The sequence below is a fragment of the Protofrankia coriariae genome (assembly GCF_001017755.1).
Taxonomy (GTDB): domain Bacteria; phylum Actinomycetota; class Actinomycetes; order Frankiales; family Frankiaceae; genus Protofrankia; species Protofrankia coriariae.
Window position 1 is genome coordinate 72,807 of sequence record NZ_JWIO01000004.1, and the last position, 17,767, is coordinate 90,573.

Annotated in this window: 17 protein-coding genes; 11 read left to right on the forward strand and 6 right to left on the reverse strand. The window is 70.3% G+C overall.

Annotated elements, in window-relative coordinates; translation table 11 throughout:
* Positions 1 to 2: 2 nt before the first annotated feature.
* The gene (locus FrCorBMG51_RS04100) at positions 3 to 911 is read right to left on the reverse strand and encodes a LysR family transcriptional regulator (protein WP_047221779.1); all 909 of its coding nucleotides are present in this window, start codon (positions 909 to 911) and stop codon (positions 3 to 5) included.
* Between the two features lie 416 nt (positions 912 to 1,327).
* Between FrCorBMG51_RS04100 and FrCorBMG51_RS34420 the strand changes: the two genes are divergently transcribed.
* The 9 genes from FrCorBMG51_RS34420 to FrCorBMG51_RS26185 all read left to right on the forward strand — a co-directional run bounded on the left by FrCorBMG51_RS34420 (position 1,328) and on the right by FrCorBMG51_RS26185 (position 13,257).
* On the forward strand, positions 1,328 to 4,480 hold the full coding sequence (locus FrCorBMG51_RS34420; protein WP_235433297.1) for an NtaA/DmoA family FMN-dependent monooxygenase: 3,153 nt from the start codon (positions 1,328 to 1,330) through the stop codon (positions 4,478 to 4,480).
* Positions 4,481 to 4,749: 269 nt separating this feature from the next.
* Positions 4,750 to 5,784, forward strand: coding sequence for an ABC transporter permease (locus FrCorBMG51_RS04115; RefSeq protein ID WP_047221780.1), 1,035 nt, complete (start codon positions 4,750 to 4,752; stop codon positions 5,782 to 5,784).
* 1 nt (position 5,785) lies between these two features.
* Positions 5,786 to 6,688 carry an ABC transporter permease gene (locus FrCorBMG51_RS04120; RefSeq protein ID WP_047221781.1) on the forward strand — a complete coding sequence of 301 codons (903 nt, stop codon included), beginning with the start codon at positions 5,786 to 5,788 and terminating at the stop codon, positions 6,686 to 6,688.
* Complete coding sequence (locus FrCorBMG51_RS04125) at positions 6,685 to 7,632, forward strand: ABC transporter ATP-binding protein (RefSeq protein WP_047221782.1); 948 nt, start codon at positions 6,685 to 6,687, stop codon at positions 7,630 to 7,632. The genes FrCorBMG51_RS04120 and FrCorBMG51_RS04125 overlap by 4 nt, the downstream gene beginning before the upstream one ends.
* A gap of 130 nt (positions 7,633 to 7,762) precedes the next feature.
* Positions 7,763 to 8,542 carry an ABC transporter ATP-binding protein gene (locus FrCorBMG51_RS04130; RefSeq protein WP_476742102.1) on the forward strand — a complete coding sequence of 260 codons (780 nt, stop codon included), beginning with the start codon at positions 7,763 to 7,765 and terminating at the stop codon, positions 8,540 to 8,542.
* Positions 8,543 to 8,618: 76 nt separating this feature from the next.
* The gene (locus FrCorBMG51_RS04135) at positions 8,619 to 10,025 is read left to right on the forward strand and encodes an NtaA/DmoA family FMN-dependent monooxygenase (RefSeq protein ID WP_047221783.1); all 1,407 of its coding nucleotides are present in this window, start codon (positions 8,619 to 8,621) and stop codon (positions 10,023 to 10,025) included.
* Positions 10,022 to 11,977 carry an FAD-dependent oxidoreductase gene (locus FrCorBMG51_RS04140; RefSeq protein ID WP_086055233.1) on the forward strand — a complete coding sequence of 652 codons (1,956 nt, stop codon included), beginning with the start codon at positions 10,022 to 10,024 and terminating at the stop codon, positions 11,975 to 11,977. Before FrCorBMG51_RS04135 ends, FrCorBMG51_RS04140 begins: the two co-directional genes overlap by 4 nt.
* Positions 11,974 to 13,032, forward strand: a complete 1,059-nt coding sequence (locus tag FrCorBMG51_RS04145) for an LLM class flavin-dependent oxidoreductase (protein ID WP_047221784.1) — start codon at positions 11,974 to 11,976, stop codon at positions 13,030 to 13,032. The genes FrCorBMG51_RS04140 and FrCorBMG51_RS04145 overlap by 4 nt, the downstream gene beginning before the upstream one ends.
* A gap of 6 nt (positions 13,033 to 13,038) precedes the next feature.
* A complete protein-coding gene (locus FrCorBMG51_RS26185; RefSeq protein WP_200902323.1) occupies positions 13,039 to 13,257 on the forward strand; it encodes a hypothetical protein in 219 nt (72 codons plus the stop codon).
* Positions 13,258 to 13,497: 240 nt separating this feature from the next.
* Here the strand turns inward: FrCorBMG51_RS26185 and FrCorBMG51_RS04150 are convergent, their stop codons facing one another.
* From FrCorBMG51_RS04150 to FrCorBMG51_RS04170, 5 genes are all read right to left on the reverse strand, one after another.
* The gene (locus FrCorBMG51_RS04150) at positions 13,498 to 13,827 is read right to left on the reverse strand and encodes a hypothetical protein (RefSeq protein WP_052914269.1); all 330 of its coding nucleotides are present in this window, start codon (positions 13,825 to 13,827) and stop codon (positions 13,498 to 13,500) included.
* A 73-nt stretch (positions 13,828 to 13,900) separates the two neighbouring features.
* A complete protein-coding gene (locus FrCorBMG51_RS04155) occupies positions 13,901 to 14,311 on the reverse strand; it encodes a hypothetical protein (RefSeq protein ID WP_047221785.1) in 411 nt (136 codons plus the stop codon).
* 473 nt (positions 14,312 to 14,784) lie between these two features.
* Positions 14,785 to 15,063 carry a DNA-processing protein DprA gene (locus FrCorBMG51_RS30525; RefSeq protein ID WP_052914270.1) on the reverse strand — a complete coding sequence of 93 codons (279 nt, stop codon included), beginning with the start codon at positions 15,061 to 15,063 and terminating at the stop codon, positions 14,785 to 14,787.
* Positions 15,048 to 15,578 carry an HEXXH motif domain-containing protein gene (locus FrCorBMG51_RS24640; protein WP_052914271.1) on the reverse strand — a complete coding sequence of 177 codons (531 nt, stop codon included), beginning with the start codon at positions 15,576 to 15,578 and terminating at the stop codon, positions 15,048 to 15,050. The genes FrCorBMG51_RS30525 and FrCorBMG51_RS24640 overlap by 16 nt, the downstream gene beginning before the upstream one ends.
* On the reverse strand, positions 15,578 to 15,778 hold the full coding sequence (locus tag FrCorBMG51_RS04170; RefSeq protein WP_047221787.1) for a hypothetical protein: 201 nt from the start codon (positions 15,776 to 15,778) through the stop codon (positions 15,578 to 15,580). The genes FrCorBMG51_RS24640 and FrCorBMG51_RS04170 overlap by 1 nt, the downstream gene beginning before the upstream one ends.
* Positions 15,779 to 16,354: 576 nt before the next feature.
* On the opposite strand from FrCorBMG51_RS04170, the gene FrCorBMG51_RS26195 reads away from it, so the two are divergent.
* Together FrCorBMG51_RS26195 and FrCorBMG51_RS30530 are read left to right on the forward strand one after the other, a co-directional pair.
* Positions 16,355 to 17,227 (forward strand): TIR domain-containing protein, encoded by an 873-nt coding sequence (locus FrCorBMG51_RS26195; RefSeq protein ID WP_076843289.1) that lies wholly within the window; start codon positions 16,355 to 16,357, stop codon positions 17,225 to 17,227.
* 182 nt (positions 17,228 to 17,409) lie between these two features.
* Positions 17,410 to 17,767 (forward strand): metallophosphoesterase family protein (locus FrCorBMG51_RS30530; protein ID WP_235433299.1); only part of this gene is annotated, 358 nt, incomplete at its 3' end.

Below are 17,767 nucleotides of genomic sequence, written 5' to 3' on the forward strand. Positions count from 1 at the left end.
TGTCAGGCTCCCTTGGCAAGTTCGAGATGCGCGATGGTCGGTGCGACGGCCAGCTCTGCCGCCGGCTGCGCGAGCAGCCGGCGCAACGCCGCCGCGACGCGTTGCGAGACCTTCGCGGGCAGACCGTGCCGGGACCAGACGGCCAGCGGCAGCGGCGCCGGCCTGGGCAGGTCGTCGCGGGCGACGAGCCCTTCGGGGGTCTGGCCCAGAGTGGCCATCAGGGCGACCCCGAGGCCAGCCCCGACCGCCGCCTGCACGCCGGCGAGCTGAATGGCCTCCGCACTGATCACCGCGGGGATCGCGTGGAACGCCAGGGTTTCCAGCGCCCGGGTACGCAGCGCGCAGGGCTGGTCGAAGGCCACTACCGGTATCGGCTGCGCCTGCGCCGGCCGCCGCCAGGTGGGGGCGGAGTACCAGATCAGCTCCAGCTCGCCGACCGGCCATGCGCGCGGGTCGTCGGCCAGGTCGAGTAACAGCGCCAGGTCGACCCGGCCGGCCTCGAGCCCTTCGCGCAGCTTGGTGCCGCGGTCGATGCGGAAGCGGACCCGGTAGTGGGGCAGCGACTGCTCCAGCACCGCGGCGAGGAACGGCAGCAGTTGGGCCGCGCCGTGCTCGGTCGATCCGATGACCACCGTCTCCTCGGTTTCCAGGCCGAAGCGGTGCAGGGTCTCGTCGTGCAGGCTCAGGATCCGCCGCGCCTGGGTGAGCAGGTACTCACCGTCACGGGTGAGGCGAGAACCGCGCCCTTGGCGCTCGATCAGAACCTGTCCTGTCGCGGATTCGAGGCGGCGCACATGCTGACTCACCGCGGCCTGGCTGAGATGCAGAGACGACGCAGCCCGCTGGAAACCGCCACAATCCGCGACAGCTACGAAGCTGCGCAGCGGAGCGATGTCCAGCGTCTGTCTCATGCCAGTCAGGCTACTCGGCAAAACTATCATGTTCATCAAACTGGTGAAAAATCCATCGCGAGATGCGATAGATCGCCATCGCGAAGCATTGTTGGACATCTGGTCACCCACATCGCATGCTCATCGGCATGACCCAGTCGGCCACCGTGCTGCTCACGTGTTGTCGCTGGTTGGACCTTGCGCGCAGTCACTGTTGACCTGCATCGCTGTCCCCCGCGTCGCCGTTCTCATCGGCACGCGCTGTCACTGACCTGACCGGCCGCCGTGCGGCCGCCGCCCACCGGGCGGCGCAAGGCCCTCTCTCCCCCGCTTCATCGGTACCCGCTTCATCCGCGCGCCTGTCGTGCCGGAACCGGCGTCGGTCCGGCGGATCCGGCTGTCCCGGCGCGGCCCAACCACCAGGAAGGTCCCACCGAATGTCCGCTCGCACGCTCAAACTGGGCGCCGTCCTCCTCGGAGTCGGCGGCCCTGGGCAGCACAACACCTGGCTCAGCCCTGAGATCCCGGGCAACGCCAGTGTGGACGTCCGCTGGTACATCGCCCGGGCACGGCAGGCGGAGGCCGCGAAGTTCGATCACGTCTTCATCGTGGACAGCCAGTTCATCACCCCGGACTCGCCGAACCACTATCTCAGCCGGCTCGAGCCACTGACGCTGCTGTCCGCGATCGCCGTGCACACCAGCCACATCGGCCTGGTGGGTACGATCACCACCTCCTACAACGAGCCGTTCAACGTCGCCCGCCGGCTGGCCTCGCTCGACCACATCAGCGGCGGCCGGGCCGGCTGGAACGTCGTCACCAGCGGTGACGCCGGGACGGCGGGCAACTACAGCCGCGACGAGCACTACGACTATGCGACCCGGTACGGGCGGGCGCTCGAACACGTCCAGGTCGCCCAGGGGCTGTGGGACTCCTACGAGGCCGACGCCTTCCCGCGCGACCGGGAACGCGGCGTGTTCTTCGACCGCAGCCGCCAGCACGCGCTGCGGCACAGGGGCGAGTACTTCTCGGTGGTCGGGCCGCTCAACCTGGAGCGCACCCCCCAGGGCCAGCCGGTCATCTTCCAGGCAGGCGACTCCGAGGAAGGCCGTGACCTGGGCGCGAGCATCGCCGACGCGATCTTCACCCATGCTCGGACGCTCGAGCAGGCGCGGGCGTTCCGCAGCGAGCTGCGGGCGCGGGTGGCGACCAGGGGGCGCAACCCCGAGCACCTGCTCGTCGTCCCGGGGATCTTCCCGATCGTCGCCGACACCGACGAGGAGGCCCACGCCAAGGAGGATGCGATCCTCGGCGCGAAGAGCTTCGAGCGGGCGCTGGCCGAACTCGGCCGCCCCTTCGGCTGGCACGACTTCTCCCGGTACGACCTGGACGCGCCGTTCCCCGAGGTCGGCGACGTCGGCGCGCGCAGCTTCCGGACCCATGCGGAGAAGATCAAGAAGCTGGCCCAGGAAAGAAACCTCACGCTGCGTCAGGTGGTCGAACACCAGCTCCAGGAGCAGCGCTCGCCCTTCGTCGGTTCGCCGCGCACCGTCGCGGACGAGATCGAGCGCTGGTTCGACGGCGGCGGCTTCGACGGCATCAACATCGCCGTGACGGTGCCCAGCGAGTTCGCTCTGTTCATCGAGAAGGTGCTGCCGATCCTGCGCGAACGCGGCGTCGTCCGCAGCGAGTACGAGTCGACGACGCTGCGTGGCAACCTCGGCCTGCCCGCCCCGGAGAACCGGTACACCGCGGCCCGCCGCCAGCGGCAACAGCCTGCCGCCACCACCGCGGCCGCCGACACCGCCGACACCGCCGACACCCCCGACACCCCAGCCGCCGACACCGGCTCCGCGCCCGCCCCCGCCGGCTGCCTCCGACCCCGCGGGTGCGGCGTCGCTCCTCGTCTCCTGAGCCCGTCTCCGCAGGTCGCGGCCTGCGCCGCACACGACATCCCGCGCGGCACCGCCCCGTCAGGCACCGCCCGCCCGGCCCACGATCCGCTCTCACCGGAGCCCGACCAGAGAAAGAAGATTATGATCTCCGAGCGACACCTGTCGTCCGCCCGCCGCTTCAGGCGTGGGTCGGTCCTCGGGGCCCTGCTGGCGCTTGCGGCCCTGCTGCTCAGTGCCTGCGGCAGCCAGGGCACCGGCTCCACCGCGGGCAGCGGCGGCTCGGCCACCCTGAAGTGGGCCTCCTCCTACTTCCCGAGCCACTGGGACCCGGTGGTCTCCGGCAGCGGTGCCCAGTTCCGCGAGCTCGCCCTGGTCTACGCGTCCCTGACCAGGACGGACGACAAGGGCAACGCGGTCCCGGACCTGGCTCAGAGCTGGACCTACAACGATGCCGGTGACGAGGTCACCTTCCACCTGCGGCCGAACCTGACGTTCAGCGACGGCACCCCGGTCAACGCCGAGGCCGTCAAGAACGCGATCGAGCGGGCCAGGACGCAGAAGAACTCGGCCCTGTTCGGCGACCTCACCTCGATCAGGTCGGTCACCACCAGTGGTGACCTCGACGCCGTCGTCCACCTCACGCAGGTCGACCACCAGATCCCGCTCCTGCTCGGCGAGCGCGTGCTGCAGATCGCCAGTCCGCAGGCCGCGGCCGACCCGGCGAAGCTCGACCAGAACCCGGTCGGCGCCGGGCCGTTCGTCATCGATCAGTTGATTCCCGGCACGAAGGCCGTCCTGAAGAAGAATCCGAGCTACTGGGACGCGACGAACATCCACATCGACCGGGTCGAGCTCGTCTCGGCTCCGGACTCGGCCACCGTGGTCTCCGGCCTGCAGACGGGTGTCTACAACTTCGCCGATGTGGCGCCGAACCAGGCCAAGGCCGCCACGGCCGCCGGCCTCGACGTCTTCGTGCAGCCCGGCTTCAACGCCTCGAACATCAGTCTGAACATCAACAAGGCGCCGTTCAACAACCCGAAGGTCGTCGACGCCGTCCGGTATGCGATCAACCGCCAGGAGTACGTCGACAAGCTCACCTTCGGCTACGGCCAGGCGACCGACCAGCCGTTCCCGGGGGGCTACGTCGCCTACGACCCGAAGTCGAAGAACCTGTACCCCTACAACCCCGAGAAGTCCAGGCAGCTCCTCACCGAGGCCGGCTACCAGCCCGGCCAGATCAAGCTGGACCTGGTCATCTCCTCGGAGAACCCGCAGGCGGAGATCGTGCAGTCGCAGCTCGCGGCGATCGGGATCACCGTCAACATCAAGATTGACAAGAACTGGGCGACGCCGTTCTTCGCCAAGGACCTGACGTTCTCGCTGTACGGCACGACCGGCCGTGACTCCGCGGCCCAGACCCTCACCGCCCACTTCGGGCCGAGCGGGCCGCTGAACCTCAGTTCCCCATACGAGCCGGCGGGGTTCGAGGAGGCGATCGCGAAGGTCCGCGGGACGCCGCTGGACGCACCGGAGTATCCGCAGGTCCTCCAGGAGGCCACCCGCGCGGGGCTGCAGAGCCAGGCGCTGATCTTCACCCACTCCTCGCCGAACCTGTTCGCCAAGAACAAGGCGATCTCCGACCTGCCCCGCAACCCCGGCCACATCGACTGGACCGGCGTCACCGTCGGTGACTAGAGGCATGCCCGGCGGATTTCGGCCAGACACGCCCTGACCCCGCCGGCCGCCATGCCCCGCAATCCAGATCCCGGTATTCCGTATTCCGTAATCCGGATCCCGGTAATCCAGATACAGGCGTCCCAGCCCGACGACATCCGTTCCGGGCCGGAGAGATTCCGGCCCGGACATATCCCGGCTGATATCCCAGTTGATATCCCGAATGATATCCCGGCTGAAGAACAGCCCAGCCCGACGAGAATTCCGACCCGAAGAGAGGAGGCAACCCCATGGCGGTGAGCACGGCTGGCTACGCGGTCGTGTCTGACCGGCGTGGACAGGTCGCCGTGGCCAGGGCGCGACGGGCGGCCGGCCGCGGCCTGGTCACCCTCGCCCGCTCGGTTTTGATCTTCGTTCCCGTCTTCCTGGTGGCGACCTTCGCGACCTTCGCGCTGAGAGCGATCAGCGGGCTCAGCCCGGCGCAGATCCAGCTCGGGGAGAGCGCCACCCCGGAGGCCGTCGCCCGGATCGAGCAGGAGTGGGGTCTCGACCGCCCCTTCCTCGCCCAGTACTGGACGTGGTTCGAGAACATCCTGCATGGTGATCTCGGCGCCAGCTGGGCCAACGGCGCCGACATCGCCACGTTGATCGGCAACGGCCTGTCCATCAGCCTGTCGGTGGCGACAGCAGCTTTGATCATTGGCATCGTCGGCGGCTTCGCGCTGGGTGCGCTGGCCGCGCTGCGCCGCACCACCTGGATCGACCGGGCGATCACCGGCTTCACCACGATCATCTCGGTGACGCCGCCGTTCGTGGTCGGCATCGTCCTGGTCTCAATCTTCGCCGTCGGGCTGGGCTGGTTCCCCTCCGCCGGGTACGTCCCGGCAAGCGCGGGCGCCTGGCCGTGGCTCTCCCACGTCCTGCTGCCCGCGCTGGCTCTGAGCTTCGACACGGTCGCGGACGTCGCCCGGCAGCTGCGGGCCGGCCTCATCGCCGCCTACCAGGAGAACTACGTGATCGGCGCGGTGGTGCGGGGGCTGAGCCCGCGGCGGATCTTCTTCCGGCACGTGCTGCGCAACGGTACCGGGCCGGCCCTCGCGGTGCTCGGCCTGAAGTTCCCCATGCTCATCGGCAGCTCGGTCGTCACCGAGTGGATCTTCGGGCTGCAGGGGTTCGGGCGGTTCGCCAACGACGCGGCCCAGGCCGGTGACGTGCCGGCCGTCCAGGGCGTGCTGGTCATCTCGATCGTCCTGGTCGTCACCTTCAACCTGATCGTCAACATCATCCTGGCCCGGGTCACCCCGGCCTCGCAGCGGGGGCTGTGACATGGTCCGTCGCATCCTTGGCCTGAACGCGGGCCGCATCGCCGTCGGCGTCCTGTCCGTGATCATCCTGCTGGCGGCCCTCGGCCCGGTGCTGGCCCCGCACGACCCGCTCGAGACGAGCCCACAGACGCTCGCCGGCCCGTCCTGGTCGCACTGGCTCGGCACCGACTACCTGGGCCGGGACGTGTTCAGCCGGCTGCTCGACGGGTCCCGCACCAGTGTGCTCGGCGCCCTGCAGGTCGTGCTGATCGCGCTGGTGGTGGGAGTGATCCCCGGCATCCTGTCGGTGTACCTGGGCCGTCTGTTCGAGTGGTGCACGCTGCGGATCACCGACACCCTCGTCGCGCTGCCGTTCCTGGTGTACGCCGTGGCCGTTACCGCGCTGCTCGGCAACGGAATCCCGCAGGCGATGTTCGTCGTCGGCGTGCTCGTCTCGCCGCTGTTCTACCGGGTGTCGCGGGCGGCGACGCTGGCGGTCGCCCGGTCCCAGTACGTCGAGGCGGCGCTGATCGCCGGGGCGTCGGTCGGCCTGGTCGTGCGCCGGCACGTGTGGGGGAAGGTGCTGCCACCGATCACGGTGGCGCTGGCTTATACCATCGGCACCGGCTTCGTCGTCGTCTCCAGCCTGACCTTCCTCGGCATCGGCGTGCAGCCACCGGCACCGACCTGGGGTGGGCTGCTCGCCTCCGCCCTGGGCTACCTGGCGTACCAGCCGTGGGCCCCGATCGCGCCCGCCGTCATGATCATGGCGACGGTCTGGGGCAGCAACCTGCTGGCCGACGCGATCCGCGACGTCTCCGGCGAGGCCGGACGGGCGCTGCTGAACAGCCGCAGGGCACGCGCCCACCGCGCCGGCACTGTCGACAACCCCGAACCGCTCTCCGTCGGAGGTGCTGCCCGATGAGCACGGCCCTTCCCAACAGCACGGCTCTCCCCGACGGCACGGCCCCCGCCGCGGACGCCCCCGCGACACCCGCGGCGGAGACGGCCGCGGCGGACGCCGNCGCCGCCGTGCTGGTGGCCCGGGACATACGGATCCGGGACGGGGTCAACGACCGGGAGATCGTGCACGGCGTCTCGTTCGAGCTGCGGCCCGGCAGGGCGCTCGGCATCGTCGGCGAGTCCGGCAGCGGCAAGACGCTGACCTGCCGGGCGCTCCTCGGCATCCTGCCCGAGCACCTCACCGTGTCCGACGGGTCGATCGAGATCGTCGGCCGGGATATCGCCGGCCTGACCACCCGGGAGTGGACCGGCCTGCGCGGGTCGACGATCAGCGCGGTGTTCCAGGACCCCGCGTCCTACCTCAACCCGTCCGTCAAGGTCGGGACGCAGATCGCCGAGGTCATCCGGGTCAAGCTGGGCCTGGGCCGGCGGGCGGCACGGCACCGCACCTTCGAACTGCTGGCCGCGGTGCACCTGCGCAACCCCGAACTGGTCTACGACCAGTACGCCTTCGAACTGTCCGGCGGGATGCTCCAGCGGATCCTGATCGCCGCGGCGATCGCCGCCGGCCCACAGGTGCTCATCGCCGACGAGGTGACCACCGCGCTCGACGTCACCGTGCAGGCCGAGATCCTCGACCTGCTGGCCGACCTGCAGGAGCGGACCGGGCTCGCGCTCGTGGTCGTCTCGCACGACCTGGCCGTCGTCGCGCAGGTGTGCGACGAGGTCCTGGTGATGCGCCAGGGCGACGTCGTCGAGCACGGGGCGACCGCGGACGTGCTCTACCGCCCGCGGCACGAGTACACCAGGCTGCTGATCGCCGAGCACGAGCAGTACGGCCTGGAACGGTACCTGGACAGCCCGACCGGCCCCGACGAGCGGAAGGTGCTCGACGGTGTCCACTGACGTGCCGACCGACGACGACCGGCCGGTTCTCGACGTCGCCGGCCTCGAGGTGCACTACGGACGGGGGCGCAGGCGACGCCGGGCGCTGCACGGCGCCTCTCTGACGGTGCACAGCGGTGAGACCGTCGGTGTGATCGGAGAGACAGGCTCGGGCAAATCGACCTTCGCCCGAGCGGTGCTGGGCCTGGTGCGCTCCTCCGGCGGCCGGATCCGCATCGCCGGCGAGGAGGTCTCCGGATACTCCCACCAGCAGTGGCGGGCGCTGCGCCGACGCGGCGTCGTCCAGTACGTGTTCCAGGACCCGCTGCGCAGCCTCGACCCGGACCTCAGCGTCGGGGAGTCGCTGATCGAGCCGTTGCTGATCCAGGGCGTGCCCCGCCAGGAGGCGATCGCCCGCGGCCGCGCCTACCTCGCCCGGGTCCGCCTGGACGAGGAGCTGTTCGCCCTGCTGCCCGGGGAGCTCTCCGGCGGCCAGCGCCAGCGCGTCGCCGTGGCGCGGGCCCTGGTCGCCGAGCCCGCCCTGATCATCCTGGACGAGCCGGTCAGCGCGCTCGACTCCGCCAACCGGGTGGGCGTCCTGGAGATCCTCAAGGAGCTGCGGGACGCCGGCGTCGCACTGATCTTCATCTCGCACGACCTCGGGTCCGTCGCCGGCGTCGCCGACCGGATCGCAGTGCTCTACCAGGGCGAGCTTGTCGAGGTGGGCGACGCCCGCGCGATCATCAACACCCCGCGGCACCCTTACACCCGCCTGCTCGTCGGCTCNCCCGCCTGCTCGTCGGCTCGGCGCCCACGCTGCGCTCCGCCGCCACCCGCGCCGAACGCGAGGCGCTGCGCGCCCTGCTGCACGCCTGACCCCACGAGTTCCGCCGCGCTCCTGCTCCCCGCCGGTCTCCGCCTGCCGGCCTGATCTCCGTCGATCCGCCGGCCGCCCCGGTCCCACCGGTCCCGGCCGACTTTCGCCGAAGAGGAGAAGAGGAAACGACATGACCCGCAAGCTCCACCTTGCTCTGAGCGCCTACGGCGTCGGTGGCCCCGGCCAGCACGGCCTGTGGAAGGACCAGCGTGTCCCGAAGAACGCCAGTGTCGACATCAACTACTACATCCAGCAGGCGCAGACCGCCGAGCGGGCGCTGTTCGACGCGTTCTTCATCGTCGACAGCCAGTTCATCAACGCCAGCTACCCGGCGCACTATCTCAACCGGCTCGAGCCNCTGCTGTCGGCGGTCGCGACCCACACCAGCGCCCTCGGCCTGGTCGGCACGGCCAGCTCGACGTACAACTCGCCGTTCAACCTCGCCCGGCGGTTCGCCTCGCTGGACCACATCAGCGGCGGGCGCGCCGGCTGGAACGTCGTCACCAGCTTCGACACCCAGACGTCCCGCAACTACGGGCTGGACGAGCACCTCGACTACGGCACCCGGTACGGCCGTGCCCTGGAGGCGGTGCGGGTGGTGCGCGGGCTGTGGGACTCCTACGAGGACGACGCCTTCCCCGCCGACGTCGAGCGCGACGTCTTCCTCGACCCGACCAGACTGCACGCCCTCAACCACGTCGGCGGGCACTTCAGGGTGGCCGGGCCGCTGAACCTGTCGCGGTCGCCGCAGGGCCAGCCGGTGATCTTCCAGGCCGGGGTCTCCGAGGAGGGACGCAACCTGGCCGCCCACATCGCGGAGGGCATCTACGCCCCCGGCGAGTCGCTGCCGCGGGCACAGGAGTACTACCACGACGTCAAGACACGCGCCGCCGCGCTCGGCCGCGAACCCGGCCACGTGGTCATCTTCGTCGGCGCCAGCCCCGTCATCGGCGACACCGACGAGGAGGCGCACCGCGTCTCCCGCGAGATCTTCGAGGCCGACAACGACTTCGACCGCAAGCTCGCCTTCCTCGGCCGCGCTTTCGGCGCCTACGACTTCGGCCAGCACGACCTCGACGCCCCGTTCCCCGACATCGCGCACCTGGCCGAGAAGGGCGGCCGCACCCACGGCCTGGAGATCGTCCGGCGGGCCCGCGAGGCCGGTCAGACCCTGCGCCAGGTCGTCGAGACCCTCACCGAGTACCGGCCGTCACCGTTCACCGGCGCCCCGGACACCGTCGCCGACACCATCGAGCACTGGTTCCGGACCGGCGCGGCAGACGGCCTGAACCTGCGCTTCCGCACCCACGACGACCTGGAGCGCTTCATCGGCGACGTGGTCCCGCTGCTGCAGAAGCGCGGCCTGTTCCGCACCGAGTACGAGGGCGGCACCCTGCGCGAGAACCTCGGCCTGCCGTTCCCCGTCAACCGCCACACCCTGGAGCGCGCGGCGGCCGCGGCCGGCACCGCCGTGGACGCCGGTGCCGGCACCGGGCTCGGGACCGTGGCCGCCGGCGTCGCGGGTGGTGCGGCATGACCGCGTCGGTGACGGCGTACTCGGTGACAGGTGGGCGCGACATCCACACCGTGCGGTTCCCGGCCGCCACCCCGCCGACCGAGGTCGACGTGCTGATCGTCGGCGCCGGCCCGGTGGGCCTGTCGGCCGCGGTCGAGCTCACCGCCCGCGGGGTCGAGGTCGCGGTCGTCGACCGGGCCCGTGCCGCGACGCTGGTCCGGGCCGGCGCGATGGGCCACAACTCGCGGACGGTGGAACACTTCCGCCGCTGGGGGCTGCTGCAGCGGATCCGGGACGAGTGGACCTTCCCACCGGAGTGGAACCGGGGCATCCGCCTGGTCACCTCCCTCGTCGGCCACGAGCTGGGCGAGCCCCGGCGCCCGTCCTTCACCGGGCCACTCGGCGGCGGGCCGTTCACCGGCCGCCACTCGTCGCAGGAGGCGCTGCGCCGTCCGCAGACCGCGCTGCAGCAGGTCTTCCTCACCCATCTGGGTGAACGCGGTGTCAGCGTCTCCGGCGGCTGGCGGCTGGACGCGCTGCGAGAGCGCACCGACCACGTCGAGGCCGTTCTCCTCGCGGCCGGCTCCCCCACAGCCAGCATCCCTGAAGCAGGATCTCCCGAGGGCGGCGCCGTGCGGCGGACCGTCCGGGCGCGGTACGTGATCGGCGCGGACGGCGGCAGCAGCACGGTCCGCGGGCTGGCCGGCATCGAGCGCGAGGGTGAGTACGCCACCGAGAAACGGCTGCGGCTCATCGTCCGCACCGGCGACATCGCGGACGTCGTCGGCGCGGCGCCCAGCGGCACCAACATCGTCTTCAACCAGCGGGCCTCGGGCTTCCTGGCGGCGGTGAGCACCCGTGAGTGGCGGGTGTACGCCGGGCCGTACCCACTCGGCTACGAGCCCCCCGAGGCCGAGCTGCTCGGCATCGCCCGGGCGGCGTTCGGCTTCGACCTGGACCTGGAACTGGTCTCGGCGACGACCTTCTACGACGCCACCCGGATCGCGCGGACGTTCCGCCGCGGGCGGGTGCTGCTGGCCGGTGACGCCGCCCATGTGCGCACTCCGGGCGGCAACCTGGGCGAGGGCTTCGGCGACGTCGCCAACCTCGGCTGGAAGCTCGCCGCCGTACTCGCCGGCCAGGCACCCGACACCCTGCTGGACTCCTACGACCAGGAGCGCCGCCGGCACAACTGGCGGGTCGCCGACCACGCGCTGGAGCGCGGCCGGCAGTCGCAGGCGCTGCTGGCGGAGCTGCGCGAGCTTGGCATCCCCGACGACGCCGACACCAGCGCGCAGGCGCGGCGGCGGCGCGCCGAGATCAGCGCCCGCATCGCCCGGAACCCGTTCGCCGCGGCCGGTGTGACCTTCGACGAGCGTTACGACGCATCCGCGGTGATCTGGTACGAGGACGGCCAGTCGGACACGGAGCCGCCGTGGCACGCGGACCACTACGAGGACGACCCGCGCCCGGGCCACCGCGCGCCGGACGGCTTCGTCGACCCCTACGGCGACACGTTCTACGACCGGATCGGCAACAACTTCGCGCTGCTGGTGCTGTCCGCGGACCGGGCCGTGGACAGCACCGCGGACCGGGCCGTGGAGCGGGCGTTCGTCGCCGAGGCGACGGCCCGCGCGCTGCCGTTCACGGTCGTCCACCTCACCGATCCGTCGGCCCGCGCGCTGTACGGCGCCGACAACGTGCTGGTCCGTCCCGACCAGCACGTGGCCTGGCGCGGCGGCGAGCTCCCCACCGGCGGCGCCGGGGCCGTCCTCGACCTCGTCCTCGGAGCGGACGTCCCCGCGGCGGTCCGCCCCGCGGCCCCCGCCCGCCCGGTGCCCGCGGACGCCGTCCCGGCTCCCGCCGTTCCCGCCGTTCCCGCCGGCGCCGCTCCCATCGGTGCCGTCCCGGCTCCGGCGGGCGCATCCGCATCCGCATCCGCCCAGTCGACCCTGAAAGGCGCCAGCGCATGACCGATCGGCCCGGCGGCCGGCCGCGTTTCCGGCTCGGCTTCCTCACCCACGTCCAGGGACGTGCCGACGACCGGGGACGTACCGACTTCACGGCGGCCTACCGCGACGCCCAGGAGCTGTTCGTCGTCGCCGACGAGCTCGGCTTCGACGTCGGCTGGGTGGCCCAGCACCACGTGTCGCTGGGCGGCGGTGGCCTGCCTTCACCGTGGACGTTCCTGGCCTACGCCGCCGCCCGCACCAGGCACATCCGGCTCGCCACCGCGATCACGGTCCTGCCGTTGGAGGACCCGGTGCGGCTGGCCGAGGACGTGGCGGTCGTCGACACCCTCAGCGGCGGCCGGGTCGAGATCGGCGTCGGCAGCGGCGGCAGCGAGCTTGAGTACGCCGCGTTCGGCCGGGACGTGGCCCACAAGCGCGAGCTGACCAGCGAAGGGCTGGCAGTACTGCGCAGGGCGCTCGCGAACGAGGAGGTCGGCGCGCCCGGGTTCACCATCCAGCCGGCCGCCCGCGATTTCACCGACCGGGTCTGGCAGGGCGTCTTCAGCCAGCCAGGCGCGGAGTACGCCGCGGCGGCGGGCTCGAACCTGCTGCTCAACCGGGCCACCTACGGCTATGACGAGCCCACCGACGAGGTGCAGCGGCCCTGGGCGGACGCCTACCTCGCCGCCTGGGAGCAGCCGCGGGCGCCGCGCATCGGGCTGTCGCGGTTCATCTTCCCAGCGGCCGACCGCCGCACCGCGCTGGCCCAGATCGGCCCGGACGTCCTCGCGGCCGCCCAGCGGTTCTCCGTGCGCGGTGCCTTCCCAGCGGGGATCGACACCGAGGAGGCGCTGCGCCGCTTCCACTCCTTCTACGGCCATCCCGACGAGCTGATCGAACAGTTGCGCCGGGAGCGGGTGCTGCCGGTCGCCACCGACCTGATCGCTCAGTTCAACCCGGCGGTGGTCGACCAGGACGCGGCGATCCGGGCGCTTGAGCTCATCGCCACCGAGGTCGCCCCCGCACTGGGCTGGCAGCCCGTGTCCACCGCCGAGCCCGAACTGGCAGGAGCCTGAAAGCCCATGACCGACTACCTCGACTTCACCGGCCCCGAAGGCCTGCGCACCCGCGGGACCGTCCTGGTCGTGCCGGGCCGGGGGAGAGTCCCGCCATCTACCGCCGCCTCGGCGGCCGTCTGGCGGCTAACGCCTACCGCGTGCGGGTGGTCGACGTGCCGGCCTTCGACGCGGCTGAGCGACCCGGCCGGCTCGCTCAGCCGCGTCGGCACACGGTTGATCTAGAGCGCCGGCCATGTAGCCATACGTATCCCCGCGAACGGTGGCACGCTTCGATGGACGCCGGCCACCGGAGAAGATCGGCACGATTTTGTCGTTGTGTACGCTGATGCGGCCAAAAAGCGCACACAACAACAAACTCGCTTGGATCATGGCTTGTACGGGTGGTCGTGGATGGGATCCGTGTATGCGGCGAGTATGGATTGGCCAGCCCAGCCGCCGTACGCACGCAGGTCGAGAACAACCTCAGGGAACGCTCAGAATGATGCGGTACGGTAGCAGTCGGAGCCCGTCCGGAGCGGCCAGAACACCGGCTTCGCGCAGGTGCTGCTCGAAGCGTTGCCACTCGTGCTGTTCGCCTGTTTCCTCGGCGTCGTCGGGCAGGACCACGTTACGGACGTTGCGCACGATATGGTTAAGTGAGATCTCGTCCAGCGGCGCGGATGTTGCCCACCCCCGGTCATCCAAGAGCGTCACTTCACGCCCGTCGGACAGCAGCGCGAACTCGCGTACCTCGCACCGCGTCCCACCATCCGGGCTTTCCTTGAGAATGCCCCAGGCGCCAAGACCTGTCACAGTTACCGGACCTGCGTTCATAATCGCATGATACGCGGCGCTCAGCCCGCACTGCCGGGCCGCGGACGTTCTTTTAGCGTCGCTGGAGCGTCCGGGCTGCGCAGATTCCCAATATGACGATCACGACCAGGAGTGCGCAGCCCTCGACAACGTCCCAGGTATACACCGCCACCGGGCTGGGCTGAAACCTTGCCTCCATTGCCAAACGCCGCGTCATCTCAGTCAGAGCCAGGATCGGTATCAGGAGTTTGCTGATTACCGCGCGAGTCCGCCAGCCTCGTCCCGACCTCCCGGCGATGCCGAGAACCGGGGCCACGACGACGGCGACCACGACCCAGAAGCCGGTCGTGGTGACAAAGCCTCGCCAATCCATGTACGTTGCCAACCGCGGGCCTGTTTCATCTACCGTGCGGTAGACCCCACGCGAAAGATCGCTGAGGCTGTATGCGACCACGGCCGCGACCAGACCGAGCAGCGCCGCCACCGACGCGCGCAGAGTTGACGTGGCACAGGACCGTCCTAAAAAAAATAGGCCAGACCGGCCCAGGCCCATCCCGCGCCGAGGAAGAGGCTGAAAGCTGTAAACGGTGGCCAGGAGGCGCCGTTCAACCGTGACACTACCAGCCCGAAAAGGCCTCCTCCCGCAACGGCGGAAGCCGCCCAGGTGAGCCGGAACAGACGAGGAATTCAGGCCCCACGGCACAGGAGGAGAAATTCAGCGCTACGCATCTCCCGAGTGTACTCTGGCCCGTGATCTATCGTAGTCGCCGCGTATCCCCGCAGTAGCCCGAAGCCGCGACGAACATGACCACCAGCACGAACGAAAGACCGTAGATCGGAATCCCTGTGCAGATGTTGCAGGTGACTCCGGGCGCCCATCGGTATTGCGAAGGAACAGGATTCCCGTGCTGCCGATGAGGTCGCGGAGTGTGTCAAGAGCGGGCGAACGGGTGGTCATCAGACGGTGATCTGGCTGAGAACCGCTTCCAGTTGGCTCGGACGTTCGGCAAGCTTTTCGACCACGGCTCTCACCTCGGCGATCGACGACGCGACGTAGACGTCGGGACGACCGACGAGTTCCCCGCCCCACTCGGTGCTGTCAACGACGAGATCGGTCAGGATCACCGACCGGCCGTGGTGCACCGCCATCCGGGCCTGAATGCGAGCGCCGCTGTGTTCCCCCGCCTCGACGACGATCGTGGTGATGCCGTAGCCGGACATCACCGCGTTACGCATCGGGAAGTTGTGCCGCTGAGGCGGCGTGTCCGGCCAGAACTGCGACAGCAGTGGCGAGCGCCGTCTTCCAGGCTGAGGCGCGTGGGCGCAGCCGCGGCGCCGGCCCGGACCGCGGCCGCGGCGGCCATGGCGTGCAGGTAGCCGACATCGACCCACAGCGGCACGTCGTCGTGCGGCCGTGCGCGCAGCCGGCGCAGCAGCCTGGCGGCCCACGCTCCGGCGAAGGGGCGGTCGAGTACCGTGCGGACCGCTGCGGGATCACGCCGTTCCACCTCGACGAGGAGATCCCAGGCCACTTCCGCCGAGGTCAGCGGGCCCGACTGCGCGGGCTGGTCCCGCAGGAAGTCGAGGAGAGCGCGGAACGCGATCCGGCGATAGCTGATCTCGGCGTCCACCAGCCGCCGGACGATGTCGGGATCGATCGCACCGAGCGAGAGGGCGTCGACATCGCGCGCCGACAACCGGTGGGTGCCGGGGCCGGAACGTGCGGCGGCCACCGGCGGCGCGGGCCGCATCAATAATCCTGCCGGCGTTTGGCGCCATTTGCATTGGAGGAGGTGGTCCCATTCACGGCCCAGGCGGTCATGCGGAGGGCAAGGGTGTCGAGCAGCCGCCGAACCTCGGTCTGAAGCGTCTCGTCCGTGCTGTCGGGGAGCTGGTCCAGCCCGATCCCGCGCACATCGGCGAGCTCCCATTCGATCACAGCGTCAGGCATGGTGCCCCATTCCCTTCTGACCGTTTCTCCCCACGGCGGCCGGAAGCGGTAGCCGCCGTTCCCCGCCGTGGAAAGAAGAGCGAAGCCGCGACAGAAGTCTTACACACCTGCCAGGTGGAGATGGCGCAAACGTGGCGCTGGTCCGGCGGAATTGGGCCGTCCAGGGCCGGGGCAGCCACGGAACGACCCGGGTGGCGGATACAGCCAGGTCGGGGACTGACGGCTGCCTTCCGTTACCGGAACCTGCCTTTCGCCCCGGGAACTCGGCCCGCGTGCTCGACAGGATGCGGACCTACACCGCACCCCGGCTCGCGATCTTCACAACGGACCGTCACAAACGCAGCCAGGCGTGGGCTCGGCGGGCGGCGGCCCACCACCCAGCCAACCGCTTCGGTCCGCTCGTCCCTGGCAGGACGGTACTTGCTCCCTGCCCAACCAGGCCCGCCGGGCCCGGGCGCGCCCCAACGGCACGTTCCGCTTCGCGCTCGCCGCGGACGCGGAGAGGGTTCGCGTACCTGGCCAGGTGGTCCGCGTATCGCGTCCGGCGGTGGGTACGGGGTATGGGATGCTGTCCGGGTGGTCGACGGTAGTCAGAACGGGGCGGGACAGCGTTTCTTTGTCTCGTACACGGGGGTGGACACCCAGTGGGCGGAGTGGATTGCGTGGACGTTGGAAGAGGCCGGTCATGACGTCCTGATTCAGGCGTGGGACTTCGCGCCTGGTTCTCATTTCGTCGCCGAAATGCAGCAGGCTCTGGACGGCAGCCGACGCACGATCGTCGTGCTCTCGCGTTCCTATCTGACGTCGGTGTTCGCGACGGAGGAGTGGCAGGCCGTCTGGGCGTCGAACCCGGCTGGTTCGACGAAGCTGCTGATGGTCATGCGGGTGGCGGACTGCGACCGGCCGGGGCTGCTGCGCCAGATCGTCTCGGTGGACCTGTTCGGGGTCACTCGGGAAGTTGCCCGGCAACGGCTTCTGGAGGCTGTTGGGACACGGCGCCGAAAGCCGACGAGTGAGCCGAGTTTTCCTGCCGGCGCACCGGTCTCCGAAACGGGCGGGCTGACGGCTGGTGAGACGTCGGTGGATTCGGTGCCGCAGTTCCCGCCGGCCGCCCGGCAGCCACGCGTCACACCATCGCCACCGGGGGTTCCAGCCGCACCACCAGGTCTGTCCGAGCCGGCGGTTCACGCATTGGCCGCGGCATTCCCAACGCCTGTCTCGGCGCGGCAGATACTGGAGACCGCCGGTCTGGACGCGGGGCGTCAGCCAGGGTGGAACGCCGGATCTTCGCTGGAGTTCTGGAGAGCGGTGAGCAGCCTGCTCGCGGCGGGAGTACTGCCCGCGGGGCGGGAGCGCCTGTTGGCCGCGGCGCGGCAGCTGTTTCCGGCAAATCCCGCTTTTGCCGCATACGTAAAAGAAGAAGCGAGCAGCACGGGTACCGATCTTTAGCCCGGATCCTCGGCCGGGTCCTGGTGGAGTCCGGCCCGCCAGGGCGCCGCCGGAGAACCAGCGCAAACTGGAGGTCACCAAGGCTTTCGCGGGGGTGGCGCAGCAGGCCGGGCTCGCCCTGATCGAACTGGCCCTGGGATTCGTCACGCGGCGCCCCGGCGGGATCGGGTAAAGTTGGAGGGGTGACCACGTTCCGGGTGGCTGGGAAGCTGCTCGCCATCAGTGATCTACATGTGGCGTACCCCGAGAACCGGCAGTTCATCGAGGAACTACGACCGGAGTCGGACGCGGACTGGCTGATCGTCGCCGGTGACGTCGGTGAGGTCGTCGCGGACGTCGAATGGGCGCTGGCACTGCTGCGTTCCCGGTTCTCCACCGTGATCTGGGTACCTGGTAATCACGAGCTGTGGACGCCGAAAAAGGATCCGGTGCGGCTGACCGGTGAGCGGCGTTACCAGCATCTGGTGGAGATATGCCGGCGCCTGGGCGTACTCACCCCGGAGGATCCTTATCCGGTGTGGGAGGGCGCCGGCGGGCCGG

Bases quoted from the DNA above. Each gene is read 5' to 3' on its own strand.
- FrCorBMG51_RS04100 (WP_047221779.1), bottom strand. From the start codon at position 911: ATGAGACAGACGCTGGACATCGCTCCGCTGCGCAGCTTCGTAGCTGTC.
- FrCorBMG51_RS34420 (WP_235433297.1), top strand. From the start codon at position 1,328: ATGTCCGCTCGCACGCTCAAACTGGGCGCCGTCCTCCTCGGAGTCGGC.
- FrCorBMG51_RS04115 (WP_047221780.1), top strand. From the start codon at position 4,750: ATGGCGGTGAGCACGGCTGGCTACGCGGTCGTGTCTGACCGGCGTGGA.
- FrCorBMG51_RS04120 (WP_047221781.1), top strand. From the start codon at position 5,786: ATGGTCCGTCGCATCCTTGGCCTGAACGCGGGCCGCATCGCCGTCGGC.
- FrCorBMG51_RS04140 (WP_086055233.1), top strand. From the start codon at position 10,022: ATGACCGCGTCGGTGACGGCGTACTCGGTGACAGGTGGGCGCGACATC.
- FrCorBMG51_RS04145 (WP_047221784.1), top strand. From the start codon at position 11,974: ATGACCGATCGGCCCGGCGGCCGGCCGCGTTTCCGGCTCGGCTTCCTC.
- FrCorBMG51_RS26185 (WP_200902323.1), top strand. From the start codon at position 13,039: ATGACCGACTACCTCGACTTCACCGGCCCCGAAGGCCTGCGCACCCGC.
- FrCorBMG51_RS30525 (WP_052914270.1), bottom strand. From the start codon at position 15,063: ATGCGTAACGCGGTGATGTCCGGCTACGGCATCACCACGATCGTCGTC.
- FrCorBMG51_RS24640 (WP_052914271.1), bottom strand. From the start codon at position 15,578: ATGCGGCCCGCGCCGCCGGTGGCCGCCGCACGTTCCGGCCCCGGCACC.
- FrCorBMG51_RS04170 (WP_047221787.1), bottom strand. From the start codon at position 15,778: ATGCCTGACGCTGTGATCGAATGGGAGCTCGCCGATGTGCGCGGGATC.